This window comes from Streptomyces avermitilis MA-4680 = NBRC 14893 (assembly GCF_000009765.2).
In the GTDB taxonomy this organism is placed as follows: Bacteria; Actinomycetota; Actinomycetes; order Streptomycetales; family Streptomycetaceae; genus Streptomyces; species Streptomyces avermitilis.
Genome location: NC_003155.5, coordinates 6,389,242 through 6,403,441 on the forward strand (window position 1 = coordinate 6,389,242; position 14,200 = coordinate 6,403,441).

Annotated in this window: 11 protein-coding genes; 4 read left to right on the top strand and 7 right to left on the bottom strand. The window is 71.5% G+C overall.

Features of this window, described 5'->3' with window-relative positions; genetic code table 11:
- Positions 1–60: 60 nt before the first annotated feature.
- The 5 genes from SAVERM_RS27225 to SAVERM_RS27245 all read right to left on the bottom strand — a co-directional run bounded on the left by SAVERM_RS27225 (position 61) and on the right by SAVERM_RS27245 (position 7,096).
- On the bottom strand, positions 61–1,110 hold the full coding sequence (locus SAVERM_RS27225) for an ABC transporter substrate-binding protein (RefSeq protein ID WP_010986678.1): 1,050 nt from the start codon (positions 1,108–1,110) through the stop codon (positions 61–63).
- Positions 1,111–1,243: 133 nt separating this feature from the next.
- Positions 1,244–2,404, bottom strand: coding sequence for an acyl-CoA dehydrogenase family protein (locus SAVERM_RS27230; protein ID WP_010986679.1), 1,161 nt, complete (start codon positions 2,402–2,404; stop codon positions 1,244–1,246).
- A gap of 5 nt (positions 2,405–2,409) precedes the next feature.
- Positions 2,410–3,357 carry a hydroxymethylglutaryl-CoA lyase gene (locus tag SAVERM_RS27235; protein ID WP_010986680.1) on the bottom strand — a complete coding sequence of 316 codons (948 nt, stop codon included), beginning with the start codon at positions 3,355–3,357 and terminating at the stop codon, positions 2,410–2,412.
- The gene (locus SAVERM_RS27240; RefSeq protein ID WP_010986681.1) at positions 3,354–5,456 is read right to left on the bottom strand and encodes an acetyl/propionyl/methylcrotonyl-CoA carboxylase subunit alpha; all 2,103 of its coding nucleotides are present in this window, start codon (positions 5,454–5,456) and stop codon (positions 3,354–3,356) included. The genes SAVERM_RS27235 and SAVERM_RS27240 overlap by 4 nt, the downstream gene beginning before the upstream one ends.
- Before the next feature lie 8 nt (positions 5,457–5,464).
- Positions 5,465–7,096, bottom strand: a complete 1,632-nt coding sequence (locus SAVERM_RS27245) for a carboxyl transferase domain-containing protein (protein WP_010986682.1) — start codon at positions 7,094–7,096, stop codon at positions 5,465–5,467.
- Between the two features lie 97 nt (positions 7,097–7,193).
- Here SAVERM_RS27245 and SAVERM_RS27250 point away from each other — a divergent pair, with 97 nt between their 5' ends.
- The 3 genes from SAVERM_RS27250 (at position 7,194) to tesB (ending at position 9,946) form a co-directional block, all read left to right on the top strand.
- On the top strand, positions 7,194–7,784 hold the full coding sequence (locus SAVERM_RS27250) for an SACE_7040 family transcriptional regulator (RefSeq protein WP_010986683.1): 591 nt from the start codon (positions 7,194–7,196) through the stop codon (positions 7,782–7,784).
- A gap of 97 nt (positions 7,785–7,881) precedes the next feature.
- Positions 7,882–9,039, top strand: coding sequence for an acyl-CoA dehydrogenase family protein (locus SAVERM_RS27255; RefSeq protein ID WP_010986684.1), 1,158 nt, complete (start codon positions 7,882–7,884; stop codon positions 9,037–9,039).
- Positions 9,040–9,073: 34 nt separating this feature from the next.
- On the top strand, positions 9,074–9,946 hold the full coding sequence (gene tesB, locus SAVERM_RS27260) for an acyl-CoA thioesterase II (RefSeq protein WP_010986685.1): 873 nt from the start codon (positions 9,074–9,076) through the stop codon (positions 9,944–9,946).
- 85 nt (positions 9,947–10,031) lie between these two features.
- Here tesB and SAVERM_RS27265 read toward each other — a convergent pair whose 3' ends face one another.
- Positions 10,032–10,820, bottom strand: coding sequence for a phosphatase (locus tag SAVERM_RS27265; protein WP_010986686.1), 789 nt, complete (start codon positions 10,818–10,820; stop codon positions 10,032–10,034).
- Between the two features lie 82 nt (positions 10,821–10,902).
- On the bottom strand, positions 10,903–12,516 hold the full coding sequence (locus SAVERM_RS27270) for a PucR family transcriptional regulator (RefSeq protein ID WP_010986687.1): 1,614 nt from the start codon (positions 12,514–12,516) through the stop codon (positions 10,903–10,905).
- 187 nt (positions 12,517–12,703) lie between these two features.
- On the opposite strand from SAVERM_RS27270, the gene SAVERM_RS27275 reads away from it, so the two are divergent.
- The gene (locus tag SAVERM_RS27275) at positions 12,704–14,164 is read left to right on the top strand and encodes a sodium:solute symporter family protein (RefSeq protein ID WP_010986688.1); all 1,461 of its coding nucleotides are present in this window, start codon (positions 12,704–12,706) and stop codon (positions 14,162–14,164) included.
- Positions 14,165–14,200 lie beyond the last annotated feature (36 nt).

A 14,200-nucleotide genomic window follows, 5' to 3' on the forward strand; every position in this document is an offset into this window, starting at 1 on the left:
ATCGTCAGGGGGCGGTGATCCGGCCGGTGGGGCCCGGCCGGAGCGTCACCGGCGGGGGTGTCAGCTGACCTTCTTCGCCTTCTCGATGGCCTCGGCGAGGTCCTCGAGCAGCGGGGCGCACTTGTCGTACGACAGGATCGGCTCGGGGTTGCGGGCGGTGACCTGGCCGGCCTTGACGGCGGGCAGCTTCTTCCAGGTCGCCTTGGTGATGTCGGCGGGCTGGATGGTCGAGGAGCGGTTGTCCATGATGATGACGTCGGCCTTGTACTTGTCGACGTTCTCCCAGCTCAGGTTCTCGAACCAGCCGCCGCTCGCCTTCAGCGCGGAGGCGGAGGGCTCGACGAAGTTCACGCCGAGGGCCTTGAAGTACTCCAGGTCGATGGAGAGGTTCGAGGTCGAGACGTAGAAGATGTCCTGGCTCGCGGAACCGGCCAGCACCTTGATGTCCGGGTTGGCCTTGGTGGCCGCGCGCAGTCGGGCGGCGGCGTCCTCGAAACGCTTCTTGGCCTTGGTGATCGTGGCGGAGGAGGTGTCGGCGCCGAGCGACTTCGCCAGCGCCAGCATGCGCTGGAGGGGCTCGGTCAACTGGCGGTCGTAGACGGAGATCCCGACGCTCGGGGCGCCGACGGCGAGGACCTTCTTCTTGGACTCCGCGGGCACGTACCAGAGCGAGCCGGCGTCGTCGAACATCGTGGTGATCAGCAGGTCGGGCGCGAGGGCCGCGTACTTCTCGATGTTGAACTGGCCGTACTCGTTGCCGAGGATCGTCACCTTGCTGATGTCGAGGTCGCCGGCCTGGACGTCGGCCTTGCCGTCCTTGGTCTTCGTCGGGCCGAAGACGCCCTTGACGTCGACGCCGTAGTCGTACAGCGCGGCGGCGACACCGGTGAAGGCGACGATGCTCGACGGGGTCTTGTCCGCCTTGGCGGTCTGGCCGCGGTCGTCCTTGAAGGACCAGGGGCCGGACTTGGCAGCCGCCGTCCCGCTGTCCGAGCCACTGTCTTTCGCCTTGTCGTCCCCGCAGGCGGCGAGCGCGGCACCGAGGCCGAAGGCGCCGCCTGCCGCGAGGATGCCGCGACGGGTGAGATGGGTGGCACGGGCGTTGGACATGAGTGTGACTGCTTTCGAACGGGGCGGAGCGTCCGCCGGACAAGTTCGAAGGTAGGTTAGCCTAACCTCACTGTTTGTCCAGAGGGCGGGCGCCCCGCGGCCGCACCTGTGAGCAGCCCGTGCGCGACGGGACTCAGCCCACGAGCCCCAACTCCCTTGCGATCAGCATCCGCTGCACCTCGCTGGTGCCCTCGCCGATCTCCAGGATCTTGGAGTCGCGCCACATCCGGGCCACCGGGTACTCGTTCATGAAGCCGTAGCCGCCGTGGATCTGGGTGGCCTCGCGGGCGTTGTCGACGGCGACCGTGGACGAGTAGAGCTTGGCGATCGCCGCCTCCTTCTTGAAGGGCTCGCCGGCGACCAGGCGGGACGCGGCGTCACGCCAGCCGACGCGGGCCATGTGCGCCTTCATCTCCATATCGGCGATCTTGAACTGGATGGCCTGGTACGCCCCGATGTTCCGCCCGAACGCGTGCCGTTCCCCGGCGTACTTCACCGACTCGTCCACGCAGCCCTGGGCGAGCCCGGTGGCCAGGGCCGAGATGGCGATCCGTCCCTCGTCGAGGATCCGCAGGAACTGCGCGTACCCGCGGCCCTGTTCGCCCAGCAGGTTCGCGGCCGGGACGCGGACGTCGGCGAAGGACAGCTCGCGGGTGTCCGAGGCGTTCCAGCCGACCTTCGAGTACGGGGCGGCGACCGTGAAGCCGGGCGTGCCGGACGGGACGATGATCGAGGAGATCAGCGGTTTCCCGTCGGGCTTCCGGCCGGTGACCGCCGTGACCGTCACCAACCCCGTGATGTCGGTGCCCGAGTTGGTGATGAAGCACTTGGTGCCGTTGATCACCCATTCGTTCGTCGACTCGTCCAGGCGGGCCGTCGTGCGCGTCGCGCCCGCGTCCGAGCCGCCGTCCGGCTCGGTGAGACCGAAGGCGCCGAGGATCTCGCCGGAACACAGCCGGGGGAGCCACTCCGCCTTCTGCGCGTCCGTCCCGAAGAGGTGGATCGGCATCGCGCCCAGTGAGACCCCGGCCTCCAGGGTGATGGCGACGGAGGAGTCGACGCGGGCGAGTTCTTCGAGGGCGATGCCGAGCGCCAGATAGTCGCCGCCCATGCCGCCGTACTCCTCCGGGAACGGCAGCCCGAACAGGCCCATGCGGCCCATCTCGCGGACGATCTCGTACGGGAACTCGTGCCGCTCGTAGAAGTCGCCGATCTTGGGGGCGACGACGTCGTGCGCGAACTCCTCGACCGTGCGGCGGAGTTCTTCCAGCTCGGGGGTGAGACGGTGGTCCATGGCGGTCATTGCTCCTTGTGGGAGAGGGCGCGGACGGTGCGGGAGGGGCTGGGCCGGCCCAGTCGCTCGGCCATCCACACGCTCGTGGCGGTGAGACGGGCGAGGTCGACTCCGGTGTCGATACCGAGGCCCTGAAGCATCCACACGAGGTCTTCGGTGGCGAGGTTTCCGGTCGCGGACCTGGCGTACGGGCAGCCGCCGAGGCCGCCCGCGGAGGCGTCGACGGTCGTGACGCCGTGCTGGAGCGCGGCGAGGGTGTTGGCGAGCGCCTGGCCGTAGGTGTCGTGGAAGTGCACGCCGATCGCACGGGTCGGCACGCCCTCCTCGGTCAGTTCGGCGAGGAGGTCCTGGACATGGCCGGGGGTGGCGACCCCGATCGTGTCGCCGAGGCTCAGCTCGTCGCAGCCCATGTCCAGGAGGGACTTGCAGACCCGCACGACCTGGTGGATCGGGACCGCGCCCTCCCAGGGGTCGCCGAAGCACATGGAGAGGTAACCGCGCACCCGCACGTCCGCGGCCTTCGCACGGGTGACCACCGGCTCGAACATGGCCAGCGCCTCGTCCACCGTGCGGTTGAGGTTGGCCTTCGCGAAGGACTCGGTGGCGCTGGCGAAGACGGCGACCTGACGGGCGCCCAGGACCAGTGCGCGGTCCAGCCCGCGTTCGTTCGGCACCAGGACCGGGAGCGCCACGGGGAGGTCGCTCACGAGCGGGAACAGCTGCTCCGCGTCGGCGAGTTGGGGCACCCACTTCGGGTGGACGAAGCTGGTGGCCTCGATGGTGGTCAGCCCCGCGTCGGCGAGGCGGCGGATGAACTCCGCCTTGACCTCCGTCGGGACCGTCCCCTTCTCGTTCTGGAGGCCGTCGCGCGCGCCGACCTCGTGGATGCGGACGCGGGCGGGGAGGTCCTGGGCCGGTACGACCATGGGGAGGCCCGACTCGGGGGTGCTCATGCCGTCTCCTCCTCTGCGGGGGTGATGACCGCCAGCACCTGATCCATGGCGACGGTCGTGCCCGGTGTGACGTCCAGCTCGCTGACGGTGCCGGCGTGCGGGGCGGAGATGACGTGCTCCATCTTCATCGCCTCGACCACCAGCAGGCTCTGCCCGGCGGCCACTTCGTCCCCGACGGCGACCTTCACGACGGTCACCGTGCCGGGCATGGGGGCGGTGAGGGAGTCGACGCCGGAGTGGGCGGCGCCGGTGAGGGACGCCGCGACCGGGTCGTGGTCGCGCAGGTGCCAGGAGTCGCCGTCGCGGCCCAGCCAGGTGCCGTCCGGCAGGGCGGCGAAGGTGTGGGTGACGCCGTCGAGCCGGAAGGCGAACCGGGACGCGGCGCCCCCGCGGGCGGCCACCGCTACGGGGAGCGTGCCCCGCAGGGGCGGCAGTCCGTCGTCGAGTAGCAGCTCGACGCCGCCGTCCGCCGTGGCGCGCACGCGGACGGTCACGGGATCCTGCCCCGCCGGCCGCATGTGGTGAGCCGTCCAGGCACGCTCGCCGCCCAGACGCCAGCCGTCGGGCACGGAGAACGGATCGACCCAGGCGGAGGCCCCGGACGAGCCGGAGGCCCCTGAGGTCCCGGGGGACCCGGATGTCCCGAAGGACCCGGAGGAATCCGAGGTCCCTGAAGCCTGGGGGCCGAGGGCGGCGTGGCGCAGCAGCGCCGCCGCCGCGTACACCTCCGGCGGGACCGCCTGCGCGACGAGCCCGTCCACCTCCCGCTCCACCAGGCCCGTGTCCAAGTCCCCCGCCACGACCGCCGGGTGGGCCAGCAGCCGCCGCAGGAACCCGGCGTTGGTCTGCACGCCGAGTGTGACCGTCTCCGCGAGCGCCGCCCGGAGCCTGCGCAGCGCGGTCGGGCGGTCGGGGCCGTACGCGATGACCTTGGAGAGCATCGGGTCGTACAGGCTGCCGACCTCGGTGCCCTCGGAGAGGCCCGAGTCGGTGCGCACCACGTCGCTCTGTGGCTCGTGCAGCGCGAGCACCGTCCCCCCGGAGGGAAGGAAGCCGCGCGCGGGGTCCTCGGCGCAGATGCGGGCCTCGACCGCGTGCCCGGTGAGTTCGATGTCCCGCTGCCCGTACGGAAGGCGCTCGCCCGCGGCCACCCGGAGCTGCCACTCCACCAGGTCGAGGCCGGTGACCAGCTCGGTGACCGGGTGCTCGACCTGAAGGCGGGTGTTCATCTCCATGAAGTAGTACGAGGAGGGGTCCCCGCCGGGGACGATGAACTCGACGGTGCCCGCGCCCTCGTAGCCGCAGGAGCGGGCCGCCTGGACCGCCGCCTCGCCCATCGCGGCGCGGGTCGCCTCGTCGAGGAGCACGCTGGGCGCCTCCTCGATGACCTTCTGGTGGCGGCGCTGGAGCGAGCACTCGCGCTCGCCCAGGTGCACCACGTTGCCGTGGCCGTCCGCCAGGACCTGGATCTCGATGTGCCGGGGGCGGTCCACCCAACGCTCCACGAGGAGCGTGTCGTCGCCGAAGGAGGCGCGGGCCTCGCGGCGGGCGGCGGCGATCTCGTCGGCGAGCAGCCTCTCGTCGCGCACCAGCCGCATGCCCTTGCCGCCGCCGCCCGCGCTGGGCTTCAGGAGTACGGGCATGCCGATCTCCCGTGCCGCGTCGACCAGCTGGGCGTCCGTCAGGCCGCTGCCCGAGGAGCCGGGGACCACCGGGACGCCGACCGCCTGCACCGTCTCCTTGGCGCGGATCTTGTCGCCCATCAAGGAGATCGCGTCCGCGGGCGGCCCGATGAACACGAGCCCCGCGTCGGCGCACGCACGCGCGAAGCCGGCGTTCTCCGCGAGGAAGCCGTACCCCGGGTGCACCGCCTGCGCGCCGGTCCGGGCGGCCGCCTCCAGCAGCCGCTCCACGGACAGATAGCTCTCGGCGGCCGGCGGCGGACCGATCCGTACGGCCGTGTCGGCCTCGCGGACGTGCCGTGCGTCCGCGTCGGCGTCGGAGAAGACGGCCACCGAGCGCACGCCCAGCGCGCGCAGGGTACGGATGACGCGGACGGCGATCTCACCCCGGTTGGCCACAAGAACGGTGTCGAACATTCCCACCCTCACATCCGGAAGACGCCGAAGCCGGGCGCTGTGTAGTCCTTTTGGGGAAGCGGCGCGTTGGCGCACGCGGTCAGGGCGAGGCCCAGTACCTGCCGGGTCTCCAGCGGGTCGATCACGCCGTCGTCCCAGAGGCGGGCCGTCGCGTAGTAGGCGCTGCCCTGCTGCTCGTACTGGGCGCGGATCGGGTCCTTGAAGGCCTCCTCGTCGTCGACGGGCCAGGACTCGCCGCGCGCCTCCAACTGGTCGCGCTTGACGGTCGCGAGGACCGACGCGGCCTGCTCGCCGCCCATCACGGAGATCTTGGCGCCGGGCCACATCCACAGGAAGCGCGGCGAGTACGCCCGGCCGCACATCGAGTAGTTGCCCGCGCCGTACGACCCGCCGATCACCACGGTCAGCTTCGGCACGCGGGTGCAGGCGACGGCCGTGACCATCTTGGCGCCGTGCTTGGCGATGCCCCCCGCCTCGTACTGCCGGCCGACCATGAAGCCCGAGATGTTCTGGAGGAACACCAGCGGGATGCCGCGCTGGTCGCACAGCTCGATGAAGTGGGCGCCCTTCTGGGCCGACTCGGAGAACAGGATGCCGTTGTTGGCGACGATGCCGACCGGGTGGCCGTGGATCCGCGCGAACCCGGTGACCAGGGTCTGCCCGAACTCCGCCTTGAACTCGGCGAAGCGCGAACCGTCCACCACGCGCGCGATGACCTCACGGACGTCGTAGGGGGTGCGGGAGTCGACCGGCACCGCGCCGTACAGCCCGTACGGATCCACCTTCGGCTCGACGGACGGCTCGACCGCCCAGGGCAGCGGGCCCCGCGCCGGCAGGGTGGAGACGATGTTCCGCACGATCCGCAGCGCGTGCGCGTCGTCCTCCGCCAGATGGTCCGTCACGCCCGACACGCGCGCGTGGACCTCGCCGCCGCCCAGCTCCTCGGCCGTCACCACCTCGCCGGTGGCCGCCTTCACCAGGGGCGGGCCGCCCAGGAAGATCGTGCCCTGGCCCCGCACGATCACGGCCTCGTCGCTCATCGCGGGCACATACGCGCCGCCCGCCGTGCAGGACCCGAGGACGGCCGCGATCTGGGGGATGCCGGCGCCCGACATCCGTGCCTGGTTGTAGAAGATCCGCCCGAAGTGCTCGCGGTCCGGGAAGACCTCGTCCTGCATGGGCAGGAAGGCGCCTCCGGAGTCGACGAGATACACGCACGGGAGGCGGTTCTCGAGGGCCACCTCCTGGGCGCGCAGGTGCTTCTTCACGGTCATCGGGTAGTACGTGCCGCCCTTGACGGTGGCGTCATTGGCGACGACCAGGCACTCGCGGCCGCCGACCCGGCCGATCCCGGCGACCACCCCCGCGGCCGGGGCCTGCCCCTCGTACATCCCGTCGGCCGCCAGCGGGGCCAGCTCCAGGAACGGTGATCCGGGGTCCAGCAGCGTGTCCACGCGGTCCCGGGGCAGCAGCTTGCCGCGCGCGGTGTGCCGCGCCCGTGCCCGCTCGCCGCCGCCCAGCCGGGCCGCCGCCAGCTTGGCGCGCAGCTCCTCGCCCAGCGTGCGGTGCGCCGCCTCGTTGGCCCGCCAGGCCTCCGACGCGGGGTCTGCCGCGCTCGTCAGCTCCGGTGCCTCTTGCATCCTGCGGTCCCCTCACCCAGTGGTCCACCAGTTAATGAGCGTTAACGCATTTCCTTCAGGTTAACGACCGCTAACCTCCCTGTCTAGAATTGCTTCCATGGCCACGAGAACCGACGCCCCCACCCGCCGCGAGCAGATCCTCAAGGAGGCTGCCCGGCTCTTCGCCGAGCGCGGCTTCCACGGTGTGGGGGTCGACGAGATAGGTGCCGCGGTCGGCATCAGCGGCCCCGGTCTGTACCGGCACTTCGCGGGCAAGGACGCGATGCTCGCCGAGCTGCTCGTGGGGATCAGCGGGCAGCTGCTGACGGGCGGCAAGCGCCGGGCGGCCGAGGCGGAGGGCGACCCCGAGGCGCTCCTCGACTCGCTCATCGAGGGGCACATCGACTTCGCGCTCGACGACCGCCCCCTGATCACCCTGCACGACCGTGAGCTGGACCGCCTCCGGGACAGTGACCGCAAGCTCGTGCGGCAGCTCCAGCGCCAGTACGTCGAGCTGTGGGTGGAGGTGGTGCGCAACGTGTACCCGGGCCTCGACGAACCCGCCGCCCGTTCCGCCGTGCACTCCGTCTTCGGCCTGCTGAACTCCACGCCACACCTGGGGCGTCCGGGCGCGCTTCCGGGGCGCGCGGGGACCGCCGCACTCCTTCACCGTATGGCGCGAGGTGCCTTCGGGGCCGCCGGGGCGTGACGAGCGTCTCGGGGTGGTTGCCCTGGACGACTGTCGCAACCGGTCGGTAACCTATGTCTGAGCAAGCGCTTAGACATAACCCAAGGTGGAGGTAGCGGTGCGCCGTACGGTGTTCAACGAGGATCACGAGGCGTTCCGGGAGACCCTGCGCGCCTTCATCGAGGCCGAGGTCGTCCCGGTCTACGACGAATGGTTCGCCGCCGGCCAGGCGCCGCGCGACTTCTACTACAAGCTCGCCGAGCTGGGCGTCTTCGGCATCCGCGTGGACGAGGAGCACGGCGGCGCGGGCATCGACTCGTACAAGTTCGAGGCCGTCCTGTACGAGGAGACCGCCCGCGCGGGTATCTCCTTCGGCGGCTCCGGTGTGCACGTGCTGCTCGGCCTGCCCTACATCAAGCTGCTCGCCACCGACGAGCAGAAGAAGCGCTTCCTGCCGAAGTTCGTCTCCGGCGAGGAGATGTGGGCCATCGCGATGACCGAGCCGGGCACCGGCTCCGACCTCGCGGGCATGAAGACCACCGCGAAGCTCTCCGACGACGGCACGCACTACGTGCTCAACGGCGCCAAGACCTTCATCACGGGTGGCGTGCACGCCGACCGCATGATCGTCTGCGCTCGCACCTCCGCGCCCACCAAGGAGGACCGCCGCCACGGCATCTCCCTCTTCGTGGTGGACACCAAGGCCGAGGGCTACTCGGTGGGCCGCAAGCTCGACAAGCTCGGCCTGAAGACCTCGGACACCGCCGAGCTGGCGTTCGTCGACGTGAAGGTCCCGGTCGAGGACCTCCTCGGCGAGGAGAACAAGGGCTTCTACTACCTCGGCCACAACCTCGCCTCCGAGCGTTGGGGCATCGCCTTCGGCGCGTACGCGCAGGCCAAGGCCGCCGTCCGGTTCGCCAAGCAGTACGTGCAGGAGCGGGTCGTCTTCGGCCAGCCCGTCGCCGCCTTCCAGAACACCAAGTTCGAACTGGCCGCCTGCCAGGCCGAGGTGGACGCGGCCGAGGCCGTCGTCGACCGGGCCACCGAGGCCCTGGACGCCGGTGAGCTGACCCCCGCCGAGGCGGCCAGCGCCAAGCTGTTCGCCACCGAGGTCGCGCACCGTGTCATCGACCGCTGCCTCCAGCTGCACGGCGGCTACGGCTTCATGAACGAGTACCCGATAGCCCGCCTCTACGCGGACAACCGCGTCAACCGCATCTACGGCGGCACCAGCGAGATCATGAAGACGATCATCGCCAAGGACATGGGCCTGTAAGCTCCGCGAAAAAAGTTCAAGGTACAACTGACCTATGAGTCAGGCACTTGAGTCCCTGCTCGATCTACTCGACCTCGAGCGGATCGAGCAGGACATCTTCCGCGGCCAGTCCCGGTCCGCCGTCGTCCCGCGCGTCTTCGGCGGGCAGGTCGCGGCGCAGGCACTGGTCGCCGCGGGCCGCACGGTTCCCGAGGACCGGCTCGCCCACTCCCTGCACGCGTACTTCCTGCGTGCGGGGGACCCGGGCGCGCCGATCGTCTACACCGTCGACCGGATCCGCGACGGCCGTTCCTTCACCACGCGCCGTGTCGTCGCCGTCCAGCACGGGCAGCCGATCTTCCACCTCTCCGCGTCCTTCCAGACGTACGAGGAGGGCATGGAGCACCAGGCGGACATGCCGCCCGCACCCGCTCCGGAGACGCTGCCCACGGCGGCGGAGATGCTGCCGCGGTACGCGCACCTGTTCACCGAGCCCGTCGTCATCGACCGGCTCCTGGAGGCCCGCGAGGCGGTCGACCTGCGCTACGTCGACGCACCGCCCTTCGGGACCGTGGGCGAGCCCCGCGAACCCCGCTCCCAGGTGTGGTTCCGCACGAACGGCAAGCTCGTCGACGACCCGCTGCTGCACGTCTGTCTCGCCACGTACGTCTCCGACATGACGCTCCTCGACTCCGTGCTCCTCGCGCACGGGCGTGGCGGCTGGGTGACCGGGGACGTCGTCGGGGCCTCGCTGGACCACGCGATGTGGTTCCACCGGCCGTTCAGGGCCGACGAATGGCTGCTGTACGACCAGGAGTCGCCGTCCGCGTCCGGCGGGCGCGGGCTCGGGCAGGCCCGGATCTACACGCAGGACGGGCAGTTGGCCATCTCGGTCATCCAGGAGGGCGTGGTCCGCGTTCCCCGCTGATGTGGTCCGGATTCCCCGCTGACCCGGACCGCTGCCGACGCTCCCGGCCCCACCCCCGTAACCCCGGGGCGGGGCCGGCCGCCGTTTACGCCAGGCCCGCCCCGGAGAGCAGATACGCCGTCATCGGGTCGTAGTGCCGGGGGCTCTTGACGTGGTCGTCGAGGGGGACCGTGACCTGGACGGTGCCCTCGGACTCGGCGAGGAAGAGAGCCGGGTCGTTGCAGTCGGCGTAGCCGACGGAGTCGACGCCCAGCTGGCCCGCGCAGCCCGCCCAGCCGTGGTCCGCGACCACCAGGTCGGGCAGCGGGCGCCCCGCACGCTCCAGACCGTTCAGGACGGCGCGCATCGGCTCTCCCGAGTGGGTGTGCCAGAGGCTGGCGCCGTGCTCCAGCATCGCGACGTCCGCGAGCTGCCAGACGTACCCCTCGTCCGTCTGGAGCCCCTCCGGGATGACCACGATCTCGCAGCCGGCGGTGCGCAGCGCGGCGGCGGTGGCGCGGTGCACGTCGAGGAGGCCGCCGGGGTGGCCGGTGGCGAACAGGACGCGCTGCCGGCCGGCCGCGGCCTTGCGCAGCCGTGCCGCCATGCGGTCCAGGGCGTCCACCGTCAGCTCCGGGTCGATGGTGTCCTGGCCGTAGCGGTACTCCGGGTCGTCGTTCACGCCGCAGCGCTCGGCCATGACGGCCAGCACGTCCTGCTCGTCGCTCCAGCGGTCGCCGAGTTCCAGACCGAGCCAGTAGTTGCGGTCGCCGTTGGCCAGTTTGCGGTAGTGGGAGAGGTTGTTCTCGCGGGGCGTGGCGACGTCGCCCGCGATACGGGTCCGTACAAGGTGGTCGACGAGCTCGGCGCGGCTGGGGGTCCCGGTTATCGGCATGGGTCCATTCTGCCGGGGTGCCCCGCCGGGTGGCGCCGGTGTTCCGCGGCCTGGGACGGGAGTCACTTGGTTCGGGCCGCCGTCAGCCGTGCCGCAGCGCGAACCACAACTCCATCCGCACATCCGGATCGTCCAGGTCCGCCCCCAGCAGCGCCGCGCACCGGGTGATGCGCTGACGGACCGTGTTGCGGTGCACGGACAGGGCCACCGCCGTACGGTCCCAACTGCCGTGCAGGGAGAGCCAGGTGCGCAGGGTCTCGGTCAGCGCGGGGGTGTCGGCGACGGGGGCGAGCAGCGTACGGGCGTGGGCCGCCGCGTCCGCCGGCGCGACGAGGTCGGTGAGGCCCGGGCGCTCGCCGTGCCGCACCAGCGGTGAGCGGGTCGCGCGGGCGCGGGCCAGCGCGCGGGCCGCCTGGGTGTCGGCGGCCGCCCACTCGTGCGGGGCCACCGCCACGCTGGCCCCGAGCGTCCAGCCCGACTGCGCGGCCGGTGCCCGGTCGCCGGGCACCAGGACGCGTACGACGTCCCCGCCGGCGTCGACGAGCGCGGAGCCCAGCGCCGCGCCCAGGGCCGACGCCGCGACGGCGTCCGGAGCGGGACCGTCCGCCACCGGGCGCGCGTGCACCACGACCCACCGCTCCCCGCCGAGCAGCGGCGCGACCGCCTCCGGGGCGGCGCCCAGCAGAAGCCGTACGAGCGCCGCCGAGCGGGCCGCCCCGCTGCCGCTCTGGTGCTCGCCGGTGAGGAGCGAGAGCAGCACCGCGGCCACGGAGGCGATGGTGTGGTCGCCGGAGTCCCGGCGCGCGGAGGCGACCCCGAGGACGAAACCCTGGCCGGTGCCGAGCGCGTAGGCGGCGAGGTGGACCCCGCCGACGCTGTCCGTGGCGGAGGACGGGGTGGGGGACGGGGCGGGAGCGGGGGAGGCGGGTGATGCGCTCGGCTCGCTCGGCCGTACCACCGCCGCGAGCTCGGCCAGCGCCTGTGCGGTCGGCGTGTCCGGCGCCTCCGGGATACGTCCCGCCCGCGCCAGTTCCGCCCCGTCCGGGCCGTACAGCGCCGCCCAGCCGCCCACCCGCTGGGCGAGCTGGCGCAGCACCGAGGGGACCGGGTCCGGGCGGGCGGCGGCGGCCGCGAGGCTCCGCTGGGCCTCCGTCACCCGCCGCAGCTCCGCCAGCCGGGCCTGCGCCATCAGCTGCCACACCGCACGCGCCACACCCGAGAACGTCGTCTGCGGCGGCACTTCGAGCAGCGGCAGCTCGTACGCGTCGCAGGCCGCCACCAGCGCCCGCGGCACCGTGTCGTGCACCGGGGCCAGGCCGAAGCCCAGCGCCGCGCCGCCCGCCGCCACGATCCGCGAGACATAGTCCTCGAAGTACGTCCCCGAGCCCGCCGCCTCCGGAATGTGCACCCCGGCGGACAGCAGCAGCTCGCCGCCCAGCAGATACGGGTACGGGTCGGCCATCTCCGAGGTGTGTGCCCAGTGGATCACCGTGTCGCGGTCGGTCGGCCCGGCGATCTGCCGCAGCGCCAGGTCCTCCCGGGCCAGCAGCGCGGCGAGCGGGACGGGCGGGGTGGGCGGTACGGCTGGTGTTCCTGGGGCCGCTGAGGTCTTTGGTGCTGCTGGTGTTCCTGGTGCCGCTGTTGTTTTTGGTGCGGATGATGCTGACGATGCAGATGGTGCGGATGGGTCCGGCATGGTGGATGTTCCCTCCATCCGGGATGGCGGTGATGGATGAAACGTACACTTCAGTGTCGCTTTCCGGCCACCTAGTGTCAGTGCCACCGGCAGCCGCGGGTACGGGCGTATGTCCCCGCGATCAGCCACCGGTCATCCCCCAATCATCTGCACGACACGCCACCGAGAGTGCGCGAAGGAGGGCCCCATGGCCGTCGACTACACAGTGATCGTCGTCTATCTGGCCGGCATGCTGGCCATGGGCTGGTGGGGCATGCGCCGCGCCAAGTCCAAGAGCGACTTCCTGGTGGCCGGGCGCCGCCTCGGCCCCGCCATGTACTCCGGCACCATGGCCGCGATCGTCCTCGGCGGCGCGTCCACCATCGGCGGCGTCGGCCTCGGCTACAAGTACGGCCTCTCCGGCGCCTGGATGGTCTTCGCCATCGGCCTCGGCCTGCTCGCGCTCTCCGTCTTCTTCTCCGCCCGCATCGCCCGCCTCAAGGTCTACACCGTCTCCGAGATGCTCGACCTGCGGTACGGCGGCCGGGCCGGCGTGATCTCGGGCGTCGTCATGTGGGCGTACACCCTGATGCTCGCGGTGACGTCCACCATCGCCTACGCCACGATCTTCGACGTCCTCTTCGACATGAACCGGACGCTCGCGATCATCCTCGGCGGCTCGATCGTCGTCGCGTACTCGACGCTCGGCGGCATGTGGTCGATCACGCTGACGGACATGGTCCAGTTCGTGGTGAAGACCATCGGCGTCCTGCTCCTGCTGCTGCCCATCGCCATCGTCAAGGCGGGCGGCTTCAGCGCGATGAAGGCCAAGCTGCCCACCGAGTACTTCGACCCGCTGGGCATCGGCGGCGAGACGATCTTCACCTACGTGCTCATCTACACCTTCGGCATGCTGATCGGACAGGACATCTGGCAGCGCGTGTTCACCGCGCGCAGCGACACCACGGCGAAGTGGGGCGGCACGGTCGCCGGTACGTACTGTCTGGTGTACGCGCTCGCCGGCGCCGTCATCGGCACCGCGGCCAAGGTCCTCTACCCCACGCTGCCCAGCGCCGACTCCGCCTTCGCGACCATCGTCAAGGACGAACTCCCGGTCGGCGTGCGGGGCCTGGTGCTCGCCGCGGCACTGGCGGCCGTCATGTCGACGTCCTCCGGCGCGCTCATCGCCTGTGCCACCGTCGCCAACAACGACATCTGGTCGCGCCTGCGGGGGGTCTCCTCGCGCAAGGGCGACGACCACGACGAGGTCCGGGGCAACCGCCTGTTCATCCTGGTCATGGGCGTCGCGGTGATCTGTACGGCGATCGCGCTCAACGACGTGGTCGAGGCGCTGACCGTCGCGTACAACCTGCTGGTCGGCGGTCTGCTCGTCCCGATCCTCGGCGGCCTGCTGTGGAAGCGCGGCACCGTGCACGGCGCGCTGGCCTCCGTGATCGTCGGCGGCCTCGCGGTCATCGGCCTGATGGCGACGTTCGGCATCCTCGCCAACGAGCCCGTCTACTACGGACTGCTGTCCTCGCTGGCCGCGTACGTGATCGTCTCCCTGGCCACGCCCGCCACCGACGCCGCGGTCCTCGCCGCCTGGCGTGAGCGCCTCGCGGGCCGGACCCCCGAACCCCTGGCGGAGCCGGTCCCGGCCCCCCAGTAGAGTCAAAACGCAACGAAGCGCAGGAAAGGTAACCCC

Bases quoted from the DNA above. Each gene is read 5' to 3' on its own strand.
- SAVERM_RS27245 (WP_010986682.1), bottom strand. From the start codon at position 7,096: ATGCAAGAGGCACCGGAGCTGACGAGCGCGGCAGACCCCGCGTCGGAG.
- SAVERM_RS27230 (WP_010986679.1), bottom strand. From the start codon at position 2,404: ATGGACCACCGTCTCACCCCCGAGCTGGAAGAACTCCGCCGCACGGTC.
- tesB (WP_010986685.1), top strand. From the start codon at position 9,074: ATGAGTCAGGCACTTGAGTCCCTGCTCGATCTACTCGACCTCGAGCGG.
- SAVERM_RS27270 (WP_010986687.1), bottom strand. From the start codon at position 12,516: ATGCCGGACCCATCCGCACCATCTGCATCGTCAGCATCATCCGCACCA.
- SAVERM_RS27275 (WP_010986688.1), top strand. From the start codon at position 12,704: ATGGCCGTCGACTACACAGTGATCGTCGTCTATCTGGCCGGCATGCTG.
- SAVERM_RS27240 (WP_010986681.1), bottom strand. From the start codon at position 5,456: ATGTTCGACACCGTTCTTGTGGCCAACCGGGGTGAGATCGCCGTCCGC.
- SAVERM_RS27235 (WP_010986680.1), bottom strand. From the start codon at position 3,357: ATGAGCACCCCCGAGTCGGGCCTCCCCATGGTCGTACCGGCCCAGGAC.
- SAVERM_RS27250 (WP_010986683.1), top strand. From the start codon at position 7,194: ATGGCCACGAGAACCGACGCCCCCACCCGCCGCGAGCAGATCCTCAAG.
- SAVERM_RS27225 (WP_010986678.1), bottom strand. From the start codon at position 1,110: ATGTCCAACGCCCGTGCCACCCATCTCACCCGTCGCGGCATCCTCGCG.
- SAVERM_RS27265 (WP_010986686.1), bottom strand. From the start codon at position 10,820: ATGCCGATAACCGGGACCCCCAGCCGCGCCGAGCTCGTCGACCACCTT.